This is a genomic window from Plebeiibacterium marinum (genome assembly GCF_026013615.1).
Lineage (GTDB): Bacteria > Bacteroidota > Bacteroidia > Bacteroidales > Marinilabiliaceae > Saccharicrinis > Saccharicrinis marinus_A.
In genome coordinates this window covers 65,228-87,005 of sequence record NZ_JAPDPI010000023.1, presented here as the reverse complement: position 1 = coordinate 87,005, position 21,778 = coordinate 65,228, and the positions used below count along the sequence as shown (strand labels likewise).

General features: G+C 36.4%; 15 protein-coding genes. 11 read left to right on the top strand and 4 right to left on the bottom strand.

Annotated features, from left to right (window positions below; all coding sequences use genetic code 11):
• Positions 1–8: 8 nt before the first annotated feature.
• From OM074_RS12220 to glmM, 9 genes are all read left to right on the top strand, one after another.
• Positions 9–1,586 carry a sulfatase gene (locus OM074_RS12220; protein ID WP_301199789.1) on the top strand — a complete coding sequence of 526 codons (1,578 nt, stop codon included), beginning with the start codon at positions 9–11 and terminating at the stop codon, positions 1,584–1,586.
• 327 nt (positions 1,587–1,913) lie between these two features.
• Positions 1,914–2,966, top strand: a complete 1,053-nt coding sequence (locus OM074_RS12215) for a LacI family DNA-binding transcriptional regulator (protein ID WP_301199787.1) — start codon at positions 1,914–1,916, stop codon at positions 2,964–2,966.
• A gap of 567 nt (positions 2,967–3,533) precedes the next feature.
• Positions 3,534–4,160 carry a carbohydrate-binding family 9-like protein gene (locus OM074_RS12210; protein ID WP_301199785.1) on the top strand — a complete coding sequence of 209 codons (627 nt, stop codon included), beginning with the start codon at positions 3,534–3,536 and terminating at the stop codon, positions 4,158–4,160.
• 150 nt (positions 4,161–4,310) lie between these two features.
• Positions 4,311–5,339 (top strand): UDP-glucose 4-epimerase GalE, encoded by a 1,029-nt coding sequence (gene galE, locus OM074_RS12205; protein WP_301199783.1) that lies wholly within the window; start codon positions 4,311–4,313, stop codon positions 5,337–5,339.
• 7 nt (positions 5,340–5,346) lie between these two features.
• Complete coding sequence (locus tag OM074_RS12200) at positions 5,347–7,665, top strand: glucosamine-6-phosphate isomerase (protein ID WP_301199781.1); 2,319 nt, start codon at positions 5,347–5,349, stop codon at positions 7,663–7,665.
• A 67-nt stretch (positions 7,666–7,732) separates the two neighbouring features.
• Entirely contained in the window at positions 7,733–8,974 is a 1,242-nt protein-coding gene (locus OM074_RS12195) for an MFS transporter (RefSeq protein WP_301199779.1), read from the top strand.
• 19 nt (positions 8,975–8,993) lie between these two features.
• Positions 8,994–10,082 carry a phosphotransferase enzyme family protein gene (locus OM074_RS12190; RefSeq protein ID WP_301199777.1) on the top strand — a complete coding sequence of 363 codons (1,089 nt, stop codon included), beginning with the start codon at positions 8,994–8,996 and terminating at the stop codon, positions 10,080–10,082.
• A gap of 232 nt (positions 10,083–10,314) precedes the next feature.
• Positions 10,315–11,217 carry a nucleotidyltransferase family protein gene (locus OM074_RS12185; protein ID WP_301199775.1) on the top strand — a complete coding sequence of 301 codons (903 nt, stop codon included), beginning with the start codon at positions 10,315–10,317 and terminating at the stop codon, positions 11,215–11,217.
• A gap of 101 nt (positions 11,218–11,318) precedes the next feature.
• Entirely contained in the window at positions 11,319–12,689 is a 1,371-nt protein-coding gene (gene glmM / locus OM074_RS12180) for a phosphoglucosamine mutase (protein WP_301199774.1), read from the top strand.
• Positions 12,690–12,827: 138 nt separating this feature from the next.
• Here the strand turns inward: glmM and uxuA are convergent, their stop codons facing one another.
• The 4 genes from uxuA to OM074_RS12160 form a co-directional block, all read right to left on the bottom strand.
• Positions 12,828–14,030: a mannonate dehydratase gene (uxuA, locus tag OM074_RS12175; protein WP_301199772.1), complete on the bottom strand. Its 1,203-nt coding sequence runs from the start codon at positions 14,028–14,030 to the stop codon at positions 12,828–12,830.
• Between the two features lie 126 nt (positions 14,031–14,156).
• Positions 14,157–14,537, bottom strand: coding sequence for a GxxExxY protein (locus OM074_RS12170; protein WP_301199770.1), 381 nt, complete (start codon positions 14,535–14,537; stop codon positions 14,157–14,159).
• Between the two features lie 91 nt (positions 14,538–14,628).
• A complete protein-coding gene (locus tag OM074_RS12165; RefSeq protein WP_301199769.1) occupies positions 14,629–15,435 on the bottom strand; it encodes an SDR family oxidoreductase in 807 nt (268 codons plus the stop codon).
• 51 nt (positions 15,436–15,486) lie between these two features.
• Positions 15,487–16,122, bottom strand: coding sequence for an NUDIX hydrolase (locus OM074_RS12160; protein WP_301199768.1), 636 nt, complete (start codon positions 16,120–16,122; stop codon positions 15,487–15,489).
• A 253-nt stretch (positions 16,123–16,375) separates the two neighbouring features.
• Between OM074_RS12160 and OM074_RS12155 the strand changes: the two genes are divergently transcribed.
• Positions 16,376–17,587: a glycoside hydrolase family 27 protein gene (locus tag OM074_RS12155; RefSeq protein WP_301199766.1), complete on the top strand. Its 1,212-nt coding sequence runs from the start codon at positions 16,376–16,378 to the stop codon at positions 17,585–17,587.
• 48 nt (positions 17,588–17,635) lie between these two features.
• Positions 17,636–21,724 carry a hybrid sensor histidine kinase/response regulator transcription factor gene (locus OM074_RS12150; RefSeq protein ID WP_301199764.1) on the top strand — a complete coding sequence of 1,363 codons (4,089 nt, stop codon included), beginning with the start codon at positions 17,636–17,638 and terminating at the stop codon, positions 21,722–21,724.
• Positions 21,725–21,778: the final 54 nt, after the last annotated feature.

Here is a 21,778-nt window from a genome sequence, read left to right as displayed (position 1 = left end):
TAGATTAAATGAAACGATTTATAAAGAACAAAATAGTATTCGCTTGTGCTGTGATGTTTCTGTTTTCGCTTAGTGTTAATGCTAAAGAAAGGAGCAGTAAACCCAATGTTTTGTTTATATCAATAGATGATTTAAATGATTGGATTGGGATGTTGGGCGCAACAGGGCACCCTGATGTGAAAACGCCAAACCTGGATCGGTTAGCTGCAAGAGGGGTTTATTTTGCCAATAACCATGCAAACACAACAGCTTGTACGCCTTCCCGCTTGTCGGTAATGACTGGTTTAAGTGCGGTGAGTACAGGTTGTTATACCAATAAGAGTGGTGTGCAAAACCAAAATTTATGGAATGAAGTTTTGGCTTTGCCTGCTTTTTTTCGTCAAAATAATTATTACACCATGGCTTGTGGAAAGATCGAAGGTCACGCATGCCACGGTATTGAAAAAGAATATCCGCATCAAAAATTATGGGATGAAAGATTGCCCCGGGGGTTTTTAATGGACGAACAAACATTACGTGACGGACAAGGATATGGAGGAACAATTTTTTATCCTTTCCCCAAAGGTGGTTCGCCGATTAGAAATCATAATGCGTCTTATAAAGGCCATTCACTTTGTGCAGGTCCAATTAACCCTGATGAAATACCGGGCGGTAAAATGCCTGATGAATTAGCCGCAGATTGGGCTGTTGAACGTTTAAAACGGGAGTACGACGTGCCGTTTATGCTAGGAATTGGGTTTGTTAGGCCTCATGTTCCTTATACCGCACCTAAGCAATATTTTGATATGTATCCTGTTGATAAAATTTACATTCCCACAGATCCTATCGGAGAGATGGATGATATTCCATTGTATGGTAAAGCTATGGCGTATGGAGTTTTTGAACCAGGAGATGAGCGTATGGTACGTGAGTTAGGGTGTGAGTACCGCAAGGAGTTGGTTCAGGGGTATTTGGCTTGTGTAACTTTTATGGATGCCCAATTAGGAAAAGTGTTAGATGCTCTGGATAATAGTAATTATGCTGATAATACCATTATTATATTATGGTCTGATCATGGGCAGCATTTAGGCGAAAAGCGCAGTTGGCGTAAGCAGTGCCTGTGGCAGGAATCAACCAATAGTCCTATGCTTTGGGTTGTGCCTGGTTTAACAAAGGGAGAGATATGTAAGCAACCTTCAAGTTTGTTGGATATTTACCCTACATTAATACAGTTATGTGGTTTAAATGAAAAAGTAAAATCAGATGGCATAAGTTTGCTTCCCCAGTTGAAAGATGTAAACAAAAAAAGGAGTCAGCCTGCTGTTACAACCTGGACGTATGGTAGTCATGCTGTCAGAGATGAACGATGGCATTATATTCGATATTATGATGGATCTGAGGAATTGTATGATGCAGATAACGATTATGGCGAACATTATAATTTGGCTGAAAATCCGGATTATAAGGCAATTATCGCTAAAATGAAAAAGTATTTGCCCCAGGATATTTATACACCTACGTCAAATGATGTAGAATTTAATTCGTATAAGAAAAGGGTTGACCAATGGAAAAATAATCCATATTGGATACCGGAATGGTTAAGATAGTTGGGGGAGCATTACATAGCTTTTATTGAAGCTTAATATTATTTTGTGTATCATGAGCCATAACTATAATGTGTCATACATATCTTGGCTTTCATCCGGGTGATTATATGATGTAAATTACAAGGGGGAACCTGCTTGTGCCATTGCTACTCAGCAGGTGTGCAAGCAGGTTGTGTTATATAAGGTTTTTAGTATTGTGACATACCGGATTGATGTTATAAATTTTATACTGATCTATCCTTGGTGTGCACGTGAACGTTCTAAATGTTGTCATTGTTGTTTTTTTTCTTCATTTTTGTGGTCAGCATAATGAATAAGTATTGAAAAGTGAATTCTAAAACAAATTATACACTAAAGGATATTGCGCAGATGGCCGGTGTTTCCAGGGGTACTGTAGACAGGGTTATTCATGGCAGAGGGGTTGTTTCAAAGGAGACTTATGATAAGATTAAATTGATTCTGGATAAAATAAATTATCAGCCCAATTTTGCTGCACAATCTTTACGTAAGGGAGAGTTGTTTAAAATTGCAGTTTTGGTTCCGGATGGGGACATTGACGAGTTTTGGAAACGAGCGATGGATGGTATAGAAAAAGCCATCAAGGATCTGTCTTTCATTGGAATCAATGTAAGTATGCATTTGTTTAATTCATTTAAGGAGGTTAGCTTTTCTTATAATGCCAAACAGGTTTTAAAGGAAGGGTGCGATGGCGTATTGGTAGCTCCGGTATTTTATAAAGAAGCCATTGAATTTTTTGAAGAATGTCATAAACAAGGTATTCCTTATGCAACATTTAATACGGATATAAAAGAGAAAAACACATTGTGCCACGTGGGGCAGGATTTGGTTAAAAGTGGTGAAACGGCGGCAAGTTTGCTCAAAAAAGTATTGGGTAAAGATGATGGATATTTAATTATTCATATTCATGAGGATATTACTAATGCCAAACATATAGAAGAGAAAGAAAACGGTTTTATTGATTATTTAACCGGGAAAGGGGTTGAAAAGAGTAAGATCAGGATTTTAAAAGTGAATAATCATAAGATGATCGAGAAACAGATGATAGCTATGCTTGATGAGTTTCCTGAGGTTAGGGGAGTGTACGTAACAACATCTAAAGTTCATTATGTGGCAGATGTAATTGAAGCGTATTCGCTTGATTTGGTACTTATTGGTTATGATCTTATTGATGAAAACAGGAAGCACCTGAAACAGGGGAATATCGAGTTCCTAATTTATCAGAATCCTGGATTGCAAGCCAGTTCAGCTATAACACTGCTCCTGGATCACCTGGCGTTTAAAAAAGAAGTTCCCAAAATTAAGCTTCTGCCTATTGAAATTGTAATCAAAGAAAATTATAGGGATTATACAGCCATGTAGAGTCAGCCATAAAACTACCACATATTTCTCAAGCATCTCATCTTTACCTATCCGCATCTTTTGTTTGCGTGCTCGATATACATTAATGCAACTCACAGTATAAAAAGCGATGTTATACGTTATGGTGTTGTCTTGTACATTTACAAGCAATGTGCAGCATTTAAAAATGCATTGATTTGTTGTAAATATTCGCTACAATCCTTTGTTTATAAGCGTTTAGGGATGGTAGCTATGCTCCAGCCCGGGTTTGCAACTTCTTAAAACTTCCAGAGTATATGTTTCTTTTTTCTATTCAAATATAAAGTACACTAAAATTTATGTTTGTGGATATGTATTGTAGTCACGTGCACGAATATTTATTGAGTTTGGTTGATTTTTTAACCCTTGATAACAGGATGTGAATCTTTGTGTCTGTGATTTAAATAGCAGGCAATGAGTGTTGTAGGGGTTGATATTGTGTAGGATGGTGTGTTGTGTTAAATGTTAAAAAATGCTAATAACAACCAAGGGTGCACGTGCACGATAAATATTTCCATATATTTGCAATGTGTTTATTGGAAAAAAACTATGGAAAAAATTATTGTAGATAGAATAGAGAATGTAAAAGGGTGGTTTGCAGCTAAGGAGTTGGAAAGAAATTCAATTTCGTGTAATAACTGGGATTACCAAAGTGATGTAAATGCTGATTTTGTGATTGGTTATGATTGCGATAATCTTTATCTGAAATTTTTTGTTCAGGAATCTAATACTAAAGCAGTAAATACAAAATACAATGAACCTGTATACGAAGATAGTTGTGTTGAGTTCTTTGTTTCGTTTGATGGAGAAAAGTATTATAACCTGGAATTTAATTGTATAGGGAATGTTTTAGGCGGTTATGGTGCGAATAGGAATAATAGAGAACGATTAGCTACGGAATTGCTTACAAAAATTAGTACAAAACCTTCGCTGGGGAAAAATAGAATCAATATTATCGATCGGAAAACCGAGTGGAGCCTTGAAGTTGTGATCCCTAAAGCGGTTTTTAAAAATGAAGAAATCAAAACTTTCGAAGGACTCAAAACTACTTGTAATTTTTATAAATGTGGCGATAAACAAGCATTCCCTCATTATTTGTCATGGAGTCCGATAAGTGTTGAAAATCCAGATTTTCATTTGCCTGAATTTTTTGGAGAAGTTGTGTTTGGAAATTAAGACAATTGATTTAGAATCAGAGTATATGAAATTATCCTTAACTTTATTAGTTGTAAAGTATATACAGGGTTATGATTAAAAAAGTTAATGCGATTTCCTGAATGTGCAGAAGTTTTTGGTGCATTTTCTAAAGACAAAAAATTTAAACAGATGAAAAAACAAATATTAGTTACAGGGGGTACGGGATATATTGGATCGCATACAGTAGTGGAGTTGCTTTCTGAAGGTTTTGATGTTGTAATAGTAGATAATTTATCAAATTCCGACATAAGTGTGCTCGAGAACATTGAGAAGATATCAGGACTTAGGCCTGTGTTTGAGAAACTGGATCTGTCGGATGCTCTACAAACAGAAAGTTTGTTCCTGAAATATCCAAATATTGATGCAATTATTCATTTTGCAGCATATAAAGCTGTTGGGGAATCAGTGGAAAAACCATTAGAATATTATTCCAACAATGTGGGTTCGTTAATGAATTTACTGTCGTGTATGAATAAATATAAGGTTTCTAATCTCGTGTTTTCTTCATCCTGTACAGTATATGGGCAGCCGGAAAAGTTACCAGTAACAGAGAGTACACCCCGTCGTGAAGCTGAATCACCTTATGGAAACACTAAAAAGGTATGTGAGGATATCTTAAGAGATTCGGTTTCTGCTTATGCTGGGATGAAAGGAATTGCACTAAGGTACTTTAATCCCGTGGGAGCGCATAAATCTGCATTAATTGGTGAGCTACCTGTAGGAATACCTAATAATCTGGTTCCTTTTATTACTCAAACTGCTGCTGGTATCAGGGAAGAACTGAAAGTTTTTGGAAATGACTACAACACCCCGGATGGTAGTGCAATTCGCGATTTTATTAATGTGGTTGACCTTGCAAAAGCTCATGTAGTAGCTGTTGATAGATTAATTAATGATAATCATAAAACTAATTACGAGGTTTTTAACCTTGGTACAGGAAATGGATTGTCAGTATTGGAAATAGTAGAGTCGTTTCAAAAGGTTAATAATGTTAATCTTAATTATACTATAGTTGACCGTCGGGAGGGAGATATTGAAAAAATATATGCCGATACAACTTATGCAAATAAAGAGTTAGGATGGAAGGCTCAGGTGGCATTAGAGGAAACTCTGGCATCGGCCTGGAATTGGGAAAAGAATATTAGAAATATTAAATAGAAGAGCAATGGAGAAGAATAATTTTTCAAGCGTAGAGAAACACTATTTTAAGAAGTCAAATGTTGGATCAGTATCAACACAGGTTCCTTATATTCCAGTTGATAATTTTCCTCAGTTGGGAATGTTTACCGCTTTACGATTTTTAGAGTGGGTGGCTGATAATCCGGAAGGTGTAATTAGCTTGCCTACAGGAAAAACACCTGAGTATTTTATACGTTGGACTCAGTATTTGCTTGAGAACTGGAACAATGCAAAAGGAAAAAAGATTAGGGAAGAGAACGGCTTAAAAGTTGAGAAAAAACCTGATTTAAGCAAGCTGCACTTTGTTCAAATTGATGAGTTCTATCCAATTAATTCAAGTCAGCACAATAGTTTTTACCACTATGTAAAAGAATATTACATTAAGGGGTTTGGTTTGGATCCGGAACGTGCATTGTTAATCAATTCAGACGAGATTCCTTTAGTGGATGGAAAGCATTTTTCAGAAGTATTTCCAGATAGTATTGTCGATTTATCATTGCGCTATCGTGAGGCAAAAACCCAGAAGGAGAAAGAACAGCAGAAATCTATTTTTATGATAGATGACTGGTGTGTAGAGTATGAGTCTAAGATCAGAGAAAAAGGAGGTATAGGTTTCTTTTTAGGGGGAATAGGCCCTGATGGACACATTGCCTTTAACACCAGAGGATCGGATCACTTTTCAACAACCCGTTTAACAAAAACAAATTTTGAAACTCAGGCGCAGGCTGCAGGTGATTTAGGAGGGATAGAGGTGTCGAAGAATAGGTTGGTAATTACTATTGGATTAGAATCCATTACCTATAATAAAGATGCGGTAGCTTTGATCTTTGCAGCAGGAGAGGCCAAAGCCGGGGTTGTTAAAAATGCGTTGGAATCAAAACCAACCGTAATGTATCCGGCAACTGTTTTACAGAAACTGCCTAACAGTCGTTTTTACATCACCAAGAGTTCTGGCGTAAAACTAAATGATAGCGTTGATGCTTATTATAAAACCGGAGAGTGGACGCAGGAAAAAACGGAGCGTGCTATTATTGATTTATGTAAGCGCATTAACAAGTTTGGACCAAAACTGGAATTGTCCGATTTAAAATCAGACCCATATTGTAGTTTGATACCGGGACTTTCATTAGACACCGTTCAGCAGGTTATGGATTCGGTTAAGGGTAAATTGGCTAATGGATTAAAGCCAGAGATTAACCAGGCGTTTTATCATACTGGTCCCCATCACGATGATATTCAATTGGGTATTCAACCGCATGTAAACCGTATTTTACGCGAAAAGTCAAATAAATCTGTTTTCTCTGTATTAACATCTGGTTTTACTGCTGTAACCAATGATTTTGTAACTGAAACATTAAATAGTACAAAAAAACTACTGGATGATAACCGTATTCAGATGGTTAATTTCCCCGACTTTTTTGAGGCAGGTTATCAGTATAAATGGGATAAGGATGTATACCATTTTCTATTGAATGTGGCATCAGAGGAACCTTTGGAAAGAGTTCGCGGACTTTGCCACAGAGTGGTTCGTGCCATTGTTGCAGTTTGGGAAGTTAAGGATAAAGATGGGTTGCGAAATACAATTAACGCTATTTTGGCTAATATCAGGGAAAGCTACGATGGCCAAAAGAATCCTCCAAAAATCCAGAAGCTGAAAGGAATGATCCGTGAGTTTGAGGAAGAGTTGGTATGGGCGCATTCAGGGGTTCAGGTAAAAAATGTTCGTCACTTACGACTAGGTTTTTATACAGGGGATATCTTTACTGAGCAGCCAAATCGCGAAAGAGATGTGGCTCCGATCCTGGAAGAACTTAGAAAAGAAAAGCCTACTGTTATATCACTGGCGTTAGATCCGGAAGGAAGTGGACCGGATACGCATTATAAAGTGTTGCAGGCAATTGCTGATGCGGTTCGTTTGTGGAGTAAAGAAGAAGACTTGAGTAACTTAAGAATTTGGGGATATCGTAACGTATGGTTTAAGTTTGCACCATCAGAGATAAATGTAATGGTACCTGTGAGCATAAATGGACTGGATGTTTTAGATAAGTCATTTAGCGATTGTTATTTAAGTCAGGTAAATGCTTCATTCCCAAGTCATGAACATGATGGTAAATTTAGTACGCTGGCTAAAAGAATCTGGGCAGAGCAGTTGGAAAATGTTCAGTACTTGTTAGGTAAGGATTATTTCTATACAAATGAGGATCCTAATATTCGTGCCAGTCACGGGCTAATTTTCTTTAAAGAAATGAATGTTGACGAATTTTTGAAACAGGCCAGAGAGCTTGAAAAATCAATGGAAGGATAAGTTTTTTGTGATATACGTTTGGTCAATCTTTTAAAGGTTGACCAAATATTGAATAAATCAATTTGTTATGAGTGAATCTGTGAAGTCAAATCGAGGTAGCTATATACTACCTCTTGCAATTGTTAGCATCTTATTCTTTGTTATTGGTTTTGGAATAGGGATCAGCGGATTTTTAACCCCATTTCTGCAGGATGCCTTTAAACTATCTACATCACAATCCTATTTAGTTACTGCAGCAATATTCTCTGCGTTTGTAATATTTGGTGCTCCAGCTGGTGTTATTATTAAAAAGGTTGGGTATAAAAAAGGAATGGTTCTTGCTTTTTTTGTAATGGCATTGGGAATGGTCCTTTTTATTCCATCATCTAATCAGTTAAGTTTTCCATTGTTTCTTTTGGCATTGTTTGTAGGAGGTATTGGAAATACTCTTTTGCAGGCATCGGTAAATCCATATGTAACCATTATAGGTCCAAAAGAAAGTGCAGCTATGCGTATGAGCTTAATGGGAATCATGAATAAATCAGCATGGTGGCTATCGTCATTGTTTTTGGGATTGTTTATGGATTTGAAAAATGTAAAGTTGGATGATATCATATTTCCATTTTATATCGTTACTGCAATACTTGTCGGATTGGGCATCTTTATGATCTTTGCTCCACTTCCTGAAGTAAAAGCAGAAGGAGAGGAAGAAAGTGGAGAGGAAAATGCTGAGTTAACTGCTAAAACCAGCGTGTTTCAGTTTCCACACCTTTTATTAGGAGTATTGGCGTTGTTTATTTATGTGGGTGTTGAAACTTTACCAATGGTATCTGTTATAGGGTATGCAAAAGCAGTATTTGTTGATTCATCAGTCAATTTTGACAGTTTTTCTATTTATGTCCCTCTGGGATTGATCGCAGGTTATTTGTTTGGAGTGATTATGATTCCCAAATACCTATCACAAACCACTGCACTTAAAATCTTTTCATGGATAGGAGTTTTTTCAGCTTTGTTGTTAATCTTTTTGCCAGGTGAATTTGGAATATACACTATGGCGTTAATAGGTTTTGCTAATTCATTAATGTGGCCGGCTATTTGGCCATTGGCTATTGCCGATTTAGGGAAATTCACCAAAACAGGAGCTTCTTTGTTGGTTATGGGTATTGTCGGAGGTGCAGTTATTCCACTAGTTTTTGGATTTATCATTGATTTAGTAAAAAGTACTGAAGTAATAACTGTAGCAAATTATAAGAGTGCTTTCTGGGTTTATATTCCATGTTATTTCTATATCCTTTTCTTTGCTGTAAAAGGTTATAAAATAAGAAAGTAATAACTTCAATATATTGAAAATGGAAACAAATATATATAAGATAGCAGATTGCTTTCAATTGGAAGGTAGGGTTGCTAATATTTCACCTTTGGGAGAGGGATTTATCAATGACACCTTCATAATAGAAACGGAAGCTGAGGATATGCCCAATTACCTGATGCAGCGCAAAAATAAAAATATTTTTACAGATGTGCCTGCCATGATGGATAATATAGAAAGGGTTACTTTACATTTAAAAGAAAAAATTAAGGCTCAGGGTGGTGATATAGTGCGAGAGGCCTTAACGGTTGTTAAAACAAAAAATGGCTCTTTGTATCATGTAGACGATGAGGGTGAGTATTGGGCCGTATGTTTGTTTATTGCCGGAAGTATTACTTACGAAGCTGCTGACACCCCAGAGCTTGCATATGCCGGAGGAAAAGGTATTGGTAAGTTTCAATGTATGACTTCTGATTTTAAAGGCAAATTGGCCGATATTCTTCCTGGATTTCATAATATACGCTATCGTTTTAAACAGTGGGATGATGTGTTGAGTAAGGATCCGGTAGGAAGAAGTAAAGAGTTGGCCTCTGAGATTTCCTGGATTGAAGATCGCCGGGATGAAATGTTGAAATTTTGGGAGAAGGTAGAAAATGGTATTATTCCAACACGAGTAACACATAATGATACGAAAATCAATAATATACTTTTTGATGATAAAGGAGATGTATTGTGTGTTATTGATTTGGATACTGTATTAAGTAGTACTGTGTTAAATGATTTTGGTGATGCAATTCGTTCATATACCAATACCGGGTTGGAAGATGATAAGGACTTGGATAAAGTGTCGATGGATCTGGATATTTTTACTGCTTATACTAAAGGATATATTTCCGAAACAAAAACCTTTCTTACTCAATCAGAAATAGATAACCTCGCTTTTTCTGCCAAGTATATTACTTATGAACAGGTTCTTCGTTTTTTAATGGATTACATAGACGGAGACAATTACTATAAAACAAAGTATCCTGATCATAATTTGGTTCGTACACATGCACAATATAAATTATTGCAGAGTATTGAAAATCAATATGAGGATATGAAAGAAGTTGTTAAAAGCAGTCTTTGATATTTTAAATAACTGCGTTCGGTTAAAACTGTATAACCGATATTATATGTTAACTCACCAAACTTAGCCCCAATACTACCCGAAAAAAAGTACCAAAAAACTACCAGTGTTTAAATAGTTAAAAACCATATGAAATGAGCAAATAAATTCCACTATCCAAATTCGCACGAAGGAGGATGATTTGATTTGTTTGTGAGTTACTTATGACCATTTAAAATTAATTATTATCATAATGAAACCTACATTACTTGTATTAGCTGCCGGAATGGGAAGCCGTTACGGAGGTTTAAAGCAGATGGATCCGATTGGTCCAGCAGGAGAAACCATAATCGATTATTCAATAAACGATGCTATTGATGCCGGATTTGGAAAAATAGTGTTTGTAATTAGAGAGAGTTTTAAAGAGGAGTTTGTTCTTCTTTTTAATAAAAAAATAGAGGGTAAGATTACTGCAGAGTATGTAACTCAGGAAATAGAAACGATTCCAGCAGGATGTACTTTTATTTCAGAACGTTCCAAGCCTTGGGGTACAGGACATGCTATTTTGATGGCTAAGGATTGTATTAATGAGCCTTTTGCCGTGATTAATGCTGATGATTACTATGGAAGGGAAGCTTTTTTTACAATGGCAGATTTTTTATCAAATCAATCTTCTGATAAAGAATTTGGTATGGTTGGCTATCACTTGGGGAATACAATTTCAGAAAATGGTTCAGTTTCCCGTGGCGTGTGTTCAACTAGTGAAACAGGCCATTTATTATCTGTTGTGGAACGTACTCAAATTGAAAAGATAGATAATAGGATTGTGTACAGGGATTTTCAGAGATGGGTTACATTAGATACACAAACAACTGTTTCTATGAATTTTTGGGGATTTACACCTTTGGTATTTAGTCATTTGGAAGAGCTATTTGTTCAATTTTTAAAGGAACATGGTCAGGAAATGAGTTCTGAATTTTATATACCTTCGGTTGTTAGTGAAGTTATAAATCAAGGAAATACTAGTGTACGAGTTTTAAAATCAGATGCCCAATGGTTTGGTGTTACCTATAAAGAAGATAAAGAAAAGGCTGTTAACTGTATTAATAATTTAATAGCACAGGGTGTTTATCCAAAGCAATTGTGGGGCAATTAGTCTGATAAAAGTGATATCGTAATGTATGTAATAAGAATAAAGAGTTGAAAATTATTTTTCAGCTCTTTATTGTGAATAATCTTTTCTAACAATCAAAATAAATGACATTAATAAAATCAATTTCAGGAATCAGAGGTACCATTGGAGGAAGGCCTGGAGAGGCACTAACCCCTACTGATATTGTAAATATTTCAAGCGCGTTTGGAGTTTGGTTAAAAAATAGTGGGGCCAATAAAAAGGTAGTTATTGGTCGCGATGCCCGTATTAGTGGAGAAATGGTAAATCATCTTGTGGTCGGTTCATTGCTTTCTGTAGGTGTAGATGTGGTGGATTTAGGCTTGGCAACAACACCTTCTGTAGAAATGGCTGTAGTGGATTTGAATGCCGGAGGAGGAATTATTTTAACTGCCAGTCATAATCCAAAAAACTGGAATGCATTGAAACTATTAAATGGTAAAGGTGAATTTATTTCTGATGCTGATGGCAAGCAATTGCTAAAAATGGCTGATGATAGTAATTATCAATTTAATGAAGTTGATGAATTGGGCTCATATGATACTTGTGATTATTTAGATCAGCATATTGAGCATATATTGAATCTTCCTTTAGTAGATAATAAACTTATAGAACAAGCCTGTTTTTCTATTGCAGTAGATGCAGTAAATTCTGTTGGAGGAACGGCCATACCAAGGTTGTTAAAGGCTTTAGGTGTAACAACTGTAGAAGAAATCAATTGTAAGCCAGATGGCCATTTTGCTCATAACCCGGAACCGTTGCCGGAAAATATAAAAGAAATCTGTTCATTGGTAAAGGATAATAAGTATGATCTGGGTATTATTGTCGATCCTGATGTGGATCGCCTTGCGCTAGTATGTGATAATGGAGAGCCTTTTGGTGAAGAGTATACATTGGTTTCTGTTGCAGATTATATTCTGGAAAACACAAAAGGGGCATTGGTTGCTAATCTATCCTCAACTATGGCTTTGAAGGATATTGCAAAAAAACATAAGGTTGAGTTTTTTGAATCGGCTGTGGGAGAGGTAAATGTGGTAAATGTAATGAAGGAGCAAAACGCAGTTATAGGAGGTGAAGGAAATGGTGGGATTATATATCCTGAACTTCATTATGGGAGAGATGCTTTGGTTGGGGTTGCATTATTTTTAACTCACCTGGCAAAATCAAAGAAATCATCTTCTGAGTTAAGAGCGCAATATCCCGATTATAAGATGGTGAAACATAAATTGGAGCTGGATGAAAATCTTGATTTGGACGTTGTTTTAAAAGGTGTACTTGAAAAATATGTAGATTATCCATGCAACACTATTGATGGCGTAAAAATTAGTTTTCCAACAGGATGGGTTCATTTAAGGAAATCAAATACGGAGCCTATTATCAGGATTTATGCAGAGGGTAAGGATGTTTCTGATTCTCAGAAATTAGTAGAGGAAATATGTAATAAAATGAAATTATAATGGCATTTTAATTATAGAGCAAATAGAGGGGTGTTTTTGAATTTGAAAACAGCCCCTTTAATCTGAATAAAGAGAAGTTTTAACTGCTAACCTGGACAAGTTGTAAAAGAACTATTTGGCTTGTCCAGGTTATATTTTTTATATAAATGACTCTATTCCTGTCATTAGTCCATCTAGTTCAGCCAAACCCTTTAGTCTTCCAATTAAGGGGTATCCGGGATTGTAATCGTTGTTGTAATCATCCAGTATTTTAATTCCGTGATCGGGGCGAACCGGCATTTTAGTATCTTTTCTTCCTTCTGCAATGCGTCTTTTTTGTTCTTTGAGCAACGCAGTGATTAGCTTTACCATGTTTTGGCTTCCCACAATATGCCCGGATTCATAAAAGCTACCATCCTCTAAGAGAAGTGTGTTGCGCAGGTGTACAAAATGGATGCGTTCAGCAGTTTTGTTAATTATTTCATTTAAATCATTTTCCTTTCGTGCGGAAAGCGAGCCTGCGCAAAAAGTGATGCCATTGTTGGGCGAAGCGTTTGCCTCGAACAGCCATTCGTAGTCTTCAAGTTGTCCGATAATTCTGGGTAGTCCCAATACAGGAAATGGTGGATCATCTGGATGAATGGCCAAGCGAACTCCAGCTTCTTCTGCTATTGGAATTACATCATCCAAAAAGGCTTTAAGGTTTTTTCGCATCTCGTATTTGCCATATCCTTTGTATCGGTCAATAAACTGAAGGAATAAGCCCTTGTAGTCAGGGATGCTTCCATCAACCACTCCGTCAATAAAACCCTGGGTGACCACAATGATATTGTAAGCTAGTTTTTCCGCTTCCTCGGCAGACATGTTGGAATATACCTCTTTAGCCTTTTTAACAACCTCTGCAGGATAATCAGATTCTGCATTGGGGCGTTTCAAAATAAAAACATCAAAAGCTACAAAGGTTGGAAAATCAAAGTACATGGATTCACCACCATTTGAAAGCTTATAATGGAGGTTGGTACGTGCCCAGTCCAAAACCGGCATAAAATTGTAGCATATTGTATCTATACCGCAAGCACCTAGGTTTTTAACCGATTCCTGATAGTTCTTAATAAGACGGGGGCGGTCTTCAGAGCAAATTTTTATGCCTTCGCTTACGGGTAAGCTTTCAACAACACTCCAGCGCATGCCATGTTCTTCAATGGCATTTTTAACTTTCATAATCTCCTCTATTGTCCACACCTCACCATTGGGTATATGGTGCAAGGCTGTTATCACCCCTTCAACTCCCATCTGCCGAAGCATATCCAGTGAGATGTTATCTTTTTCGCCAAACCAGCGCCATGTTTTTTCTAAAGCCATATTTTTAATTGTTTATGCCATGTAAAAAGTTTATGAAATTCTTTGAACAAGACGGAAATGGATGTTTCTCGCAAAGAACATAAGGGCATAAGACTAATGATCCTTAATTGTTCATTAAATGTGACTTTAATCCAATCCGTTTACTACTCTTGTAATTCCGTTTTTTATTAATCTTTCGCCAAAATTTATTAACAGACCTAGTTTTGTGTCAGTTAGCTTTAAATAGGTTTTAACTTGTTTGTAAGCTACTGGAGCTAAAATTTCTACAGACTTTAATTCAATTAAAAGTTTGTTTTCAACAATTAAATCAGCTCTGAAGCCAAGCTGCATTTTTAGAGTGTCCCAGATTACAGGGATTGCTTTTTGTCTCTCTACTTTCAATCCTTGTTTCGACAATTCGTAATACAATATTTCTTCGTATACAGATTCCAGTAGTCCGGGACCAAGTTCAATATGAATTTTGAAACATGTATTGACTACAATTTTTGATAATTCATTCTCATTCATAAGATTTCTTTTTTTATAAAAATACTGATTTAACAATAGTTTTATATAAAATCTTATTATGCACTTATGTGCTTATGTACTTTGCGTGATCTTAAACTCCACTAAATGAGCTAAAGCCCCCGTCAACAGGAAGGATTACACCTGTGATAAAAGATGCTGCATCTGAGCATAGGAACTGAACAGCTCCATTAAGCTCTTTTATATCACCAAAGCGTTTCATAGGAGTTCGGGCCAGTACCTTTTTACTGCGCTCGGTATATGTTCCATCCTCATTAATCAGAACTTTTCGGTTTTGGTCGCCAATAAAAAATCCGGGAGCAATGGCATTAACGCGGACTTTTTCTCCAAATTTAGTTGCCATTTCCATGGCCATCCATTGTGTGAAAATATTGATGGCTGTTTTTGCTGTAGAATATCCAGGAACCCTGGTTATTGCTGAATAGGTTGCCATAGATGAAATGGTGATGATGCTACCTTCGCCTTGCCTGGCCATTATTTCACCAAAAACCAGTGATGGATAAACCGTACCATTCATATTTAAATCATTAACCTTGTTAAAGTCCTCGATCTTCATGTCGAATACGGTTTGTTCTTCAGTAAGAGTTGCCCCTGGCAAGTTACCACCGGCTGCATTCACTAAAATGTCAATACGTCCCCATTGATCAATGATTTTTTTGCTGGTCTGTTTCAAGTCGTCCATATCCAAAACACTTGAAACAAAACCAATGGCTTCACCTCCCTTTTGATTTAACTCATCAACACGGTTGTTAACATTTTCCTCTCTAATGTCAAGGATGGCAACTTTTACACCTGCTTCAATCAGGCTGTTAGCAATGCTTCCGCCCAAAACTCCTCCTCCGCCGGTTACTACGGCTACTTTATCTTTAATTTCAAACATAACTATATAGCGTTAAAAGTACGTAAACTAATTTGTGCAAATTTTTTTAATCTATTCTTTAAATTTATATAAAAATGCAGGACGTTGTTGACCTCCCTTTGTTTTTTCATCCAACCTTTCTACCAATTCCTGACTAATCACTTTTTTTCTAAAATTTCGGTTGTCAATTTCCGCCTGCAAAATCAACTGGTATAAATCTTTCATCTGGTTTAATGGGAATTTATCTGGTAACAGGCTGTTTAAAATAGGCTTTCTCCATATTTCTTCCTTTAGCCAATTTAAAGAATGTTCTATCATTTTATTATGGTCAAATGGTAAGGTCTTAATTTCATCTAAATTGTGCCAGCTAACTTGTTTGGCATGCGAACCCGCAATTAGTTCAAATTGTTCTGGTTTTATCAAAGCGCAATATAAAACAGATATTACCCTGTGATCCGGGTATCGATTGGGTTCATCAAATATTCCTACCTGGGTAAGAAAAATATTTTGGATACCGGTTAACTCATTTAAAACACGCTTTGCTGAGTTTTCTATAGTTTCAATTTCTGAAATGTATGCACCGGGAAGCGACCATTTTTCCGGCTCCGGGAATTTATCTCTTTTGATGAGCAGCACTTTCATTTTTCCATCTTCATAACCTAAAATGGTACAGTCTACAGAAATTCCTATTGGTAAGTGCATATTCATATTTAAATCGTTTGCGTACAAAGTACGTTAAAACTTCTGAAGTTTCAAAATAGTTTTGATATTAAATCGCGAGTGTATTTTTAATGTACATATAATCAATGATATGTGTTTGGTATCTCATGTTATGAGAGGCTTCTTTATTAATACGAATTATCATTTTGAACACATGTCAGAAACATTGTATGTATACGTGTTCCTTACTTATCATGTAGTTTTGTTAATGTATATATTTTATAATTTATTTTTAAGTAAGATGAGAAATATAAGTATTTTATTGTTGTTTTTTATTTCAATAACAACGTTTAGTCAAAAGGCTAAAGATGTTGCAACAACCCCTCCCATGGGATGGAATAGCTGGAATACCTTTGGAACTGAAATAAATGAGCAATTGGTAAAGGATATAGCAGATGCTTTTGTTGATTTGGGATTACGGGATGCCGGATATAATTACCTTGTACTTGATGATGGCTGGATGGCCAAAGAGCGAGATGAAAACAACAATTTGGTTCCTGGTCCAAACAAGTTTCCCAATGGGATGAAAGATGTTGTTGATTACGTGCATTCGCGGGGATTAAAGTTTGGTATTTACAACTGTGCCGGTAATAAAACCTGTGCCGGATACCCTGGGAGTCGTGGGTTTGAGTATCAGGATGCAAAGCTTTATGCCGAATGGGGAGTCGATTTTTTAAAATACGACTGGTGCAATACTGAGAACCTGAATGCAAAAGGGGCCTATCAAACCATGCGTGATGCCTTATATGCAACAGGTAGGCCTATTTTGTTCAGTATTTGCGAATGGGGTGATAATGATCCCTGGAAATGGGGTGAAGAAATGGGACACATGTGGCGGGTTACCGGAGATATTATAAATTGTTGGGATTGTAAAGTGGGTCATGGTACCTGGTCTTCTCTTGGGGTATGGCCAATTATAAAACTGCGAAAAGAGATTCGGAAATATACAGGTCCTGGCCATTGGAATGATTTTGATATGATGGAGGTAGGCAATGGGATGACAGCTGCCGAAGACCGTGTTCATTTTGCTATGTGGTCAATGTTGTCTTCTCCATTGATTATGGGTAATGACTTGCGTTCTGCTTCAAAAGAAACGATTGTTACATTGACTAATAAGGAGGTAATTGCTGTTAATCAGGATGAGTTGGGAATACAGGCTTATTGCCACTCCGATGAGGGAGAATTGGAGATCTGGGTAAAGCCTTTACATAATGGAGAATGGGCTTTTGCTTTTGTTAATATGAGCAAGGAGCGTATTGAGGTTGACTATGAATGGAATAGGCATCCGGTTAAAGATGATTTGTCGAACCGAGAATTAAAGGCTGACCATATCGTTTATAAGATAAGGGATTTGTATAACCATAAGGATTTAGGTACTACAAAAACCAATCTAAAATCAGATATTGGAAGCCATGATGTGTTAATGCTTCGTCTTGTGCCGGATATTAAGTAAATTTGAGTATACTTATTAAAACTGTTTTTCTGCTTTAATGTTCCAAATATGAATAGAGTTGTAATTACTTGTGTTGTATTATTTGTTTTTCTTTTTGAGTTGCGCCCTCAGCAGCAATATTCCTTTTTACAGGTTAATAGTGCTGATGGGTTGGTTAGCAACAGGGTTACATGTATTCATAAAGGTGCACGAGGCTTTATTTGGATTGGAACTAAAGCAGGGTTAAGCAGGTATGATGGCGTTAGGGTTGTTAATTACAAGCATGATTCAACTGATTCAACTTCGTTACCCAATAATCATATTATAAAAATACAGGAGGATAAAAAGGGTAATCTGGTGATACAAACGGGCACAGGTTATTATGTTTATGACATTCATAAGGAAAAGTTTTGTACAGATATCAATAAATATTTAGGGATAAAACCTGGCATGTTTTATATCGAGAGGATATATTGCGATGGGGAAGATGGAATATGGATAAAGACTCACGATCAGCGATATTATCAAAAATGGAATAAAGAGGATGGGGTTTTGGAAGATGTTTTTCCAAAAAAAGGTTCTGAAGGAGAGGCATTGGTTGATTTTTCGCATGTAAACAATAAATATTATTATCTGTTTGGCGATGGGATGCTGGAGTGTTATGATGATTCGGTATATAATCTGAAATTTAAAGATTCTTATTTGTCAGGAAAAATAGAAGGGGGTAGTTTAACCCCTGGTTTTTTTGTAGACAAGGAAAATGATTTTTGGTTCTATGGAAATGATAACGGTGTGTTTCATTATAATTCCTTATCCGCTACGTGGACCCATTACTCCAAAAACATGGGTAAAGTTCGCCTTACAAGTGATATTATTTATGAGGTAATTCAAGATGATAAGGGGTTGATATGGATTGCCACAGATCATGGAGGGATCAATATACTTAATAAGTATTCAGAAGAGCTTGTTAGTCTTAAATACCAGTCGGATAATGATAAAAGCATAGCCGATAACTCAATAACAGATCTGTATGTAGATGACGACCATATTATATGGGCAGCAACCAATAAAAATGGAGTGAGCTATTATCATGAGAGCATTCATAAGTTTCCTCATTACAGGAGCTTGCAATCGGATAAGAAGAGCTTGCCTTTTAATGATGTAAATTGCTTTCTTGAGGATAAAAATGGCAATTTGTGGATTGGTACAAACGGAGGAGGGCTCATTTATTATAATAGAACTTTAAAAACATACAAAACATTTATACACCATAAAGAAAACCCTTCCTCCATAAGCAGTAATGTGGTGATGAGCTTGTTTATTGACCATCAGGAAAGGTTGTGGATAGGGACTTATGCTGGAGGAGTGTGCCGGTTTGATGGTAAGCGTTTTATAAGATATCAGTTTAATAGCGATTGGGCCAGGGGATTGACGAATAATAATGTTTGGTCAATCATCGAAGATCAAAAACATACTATCTGGATAGGCACCAATGGGGGAGGTATTGAAATTTATGATAGTAAGAACGATTGTTTCATGAAACTACCCAATAAAGGGAAGTATACCATGCCAACCCAGCATATATCTGATTTACACAGGTTGTCAAACGGTAATGTTTTGATTGGAACAGCCTATGGTGCTTATTTATACGATACAAAGGAGCAAAGATATAAGCGTATTCCAGGCTTTGAAGAGGGGTTGGGTTTTGTGAATAAATCGGTAAATGCCGTATTTGAAGACTCAAGGGGACTCTATTGGATCGCTACTAACGAGGGCTTGATTTTTGTCGATCCACAAACAGGCTATGTAAAACTGTTTACCGCCAAGGATGGTTTGCCAGAGCATATTATGAACTGTATACAAGAGGATGAGTTTCAAACAATATGGGTAAGTAAATCAACCGGTTTAAGTCAAATAATTGTTAATAAGTCCTCCAGAGATAAAGAGTATGGTTTTACTATTTATCATTTTACAGAAGAAGATGGCTTGCAGGCTAATGAATTTAATCCAAACGCCGGGTTAAAAACCAATGACAACGAATTAATATTTGGTGGGATAAATGGCTTTAACCTTTTTAAATCGAAAGATATTAAAAGTAATACGGCCTTGTCAAATGTTGTATTTACGGGGTTGCAGGTTTATAATCAGGATGTTTTGCCAGATGTAAGTATTAAAAACACAAAGTTGTTGGATCAATCAATAACCACTACTGAAAAAATTGTTTTAAAGCATTCGATGAATGTTTTTTCAATAGATTTTGCTGCTTTAAACTATTTGATACCAGACAAAATAAAGTACAAATATAAACTTGAAGGTTTTAATAAAGAATGGCTGAGCCTGAATAATACTCAGCCTAAAGTGAGCTATACCAGCTTAAATGCAGGAGATTATATTTTGAAGGTAAAAGCTTCAAACAATGATGGGGTTTGGAATGAAGAATATGCCGCTTTAATAATTACCGTGCTACCTCCGTTTTATGCAACCCCTTGGGCATTTGTATTCTATGGTGTTATTATTATATTGCTTTTGGTGTACTATCGGTATTCTATGCTGCGTAAGGAACGCATGAAATTTACCCTGGAGCAGGAACGGTTGCAGGCGCGACAAAATCATGAGATGGATGAAATGAAGCTGCGTTTTTTAACCAATGTGAGTCACGAGTTCAGGACTCCTTTGACGCTTATCTTAACACCTTTGCAAAGGTTGCTTGAGCAGGTTAAATCTGAGAAAGATCAAAAATTACTGGAAGTAATCGATCGCAATGCGAGGAATCTGTTGGGGCTTGTGAATCAGTTGCTTGATTTCAGGAAGCTGGAGCTTCATGGTATGCGATATCACCCATCTTATGGCAATATTGTTGCCTTTCTTAGCAAGGTGATGGAGAATTTTGAAGAAGGTTTCCGCAAAAAGAATATAGAATTTGTATTTCTTCATGAGGTTGATCAGTTTATGCTTAATTTCGATAGTGACAAACTTCAAAAAGTAATGATGAATTTGTTTTCGAATGCCTTAAAATTTACTCCTGAAAAGGGGATTGTTACTCTGAAATTAAGTGTTGACAAAAAGGAAGATTTGGTACATATATCAGTTACTGATACCGGGATTGGAATTAAGAAGGAAGATTTAAATAATATTTTTGACCGCTTTTACCAGGCAGAAAATAATAAAAAACTTGGTTTGTCGGGTAGTGGCATTGGTCTGAATCTGGCACATGAAATGGTTCAGCTGCACAACGGAACCATCAGGGTGGAGAGTGAAGAGGGGGCAGGAGCAACTTTTACAGTTAGTCTTCCTGTTGAAAGTGCCGTAAGCGAAAAAGCTGAAGTGCATGACAAACCATTAAACGACCAATCAGAGAAAGAACCAGATAGGGAGCATAAGTCAAAAGAAAAACCAGTTGTTTTATTGGTTGAAGACAATGAGGATTTTAGAACCTTTATGAAAGAAACGCTGGATGACGATTTTGTTATTCATGAAGCTGCAGATGGGCAATTAGGTTATGATAAGGTGCATAATGTTTTGCCCGATTTGATAATTAGTGATGTGATGATGCCCAATATGGATGGTTTGGAATTGTGTAAAAAGCTTAGGGAAGATATAAGAACATCGCATATACCCCTGATTTTATTAACCGCCCGAACTGCTGATGAAGATAAAATTAAGGGTCTGGAGATTGGGGCCGATGATTATATTACAAAACCGTTTAATATGGAATTGTTGTTGTTACGGGTTAATAACCTGCTTCAAAAAAGAAGTAAGATGCAAAAGCAGTTTCAAAAAAATGTTGAGATTAATCCAAGTGAAGTGGAAATAACTTCTATGGATGAAAAATTGATTAAAAAGGCCATTGCAATTGTTGAGGATAATATTGAAGATCCTGGTTTTAGTGTTGAGGATTTTAGTAAGGAGTTGGGTATGAGTAGAGTTTATCTTTATAAAAAGTTGACATCAATAACCGGTAAATCACCTATTGAGTTTATGCGTATCATAAGGCTGAAAAGGGGCGCTCAACTATTGGAAAAAAGTCAGATGACTATTGCTGAAGTTGCCTACGCAGTCGGGTTTAATAGTCCCCGTTATTTTAGCAAATATTTTAAAGAAGAATACGGAATGTTACCTACTGCTTACGTTAAACAAAAAGCAGCGCAGGCAGAATAATTTTTTTGAAAAAAGAAAAGCGATTTGGCAGTAATCAAAGTTAAAATAATATTC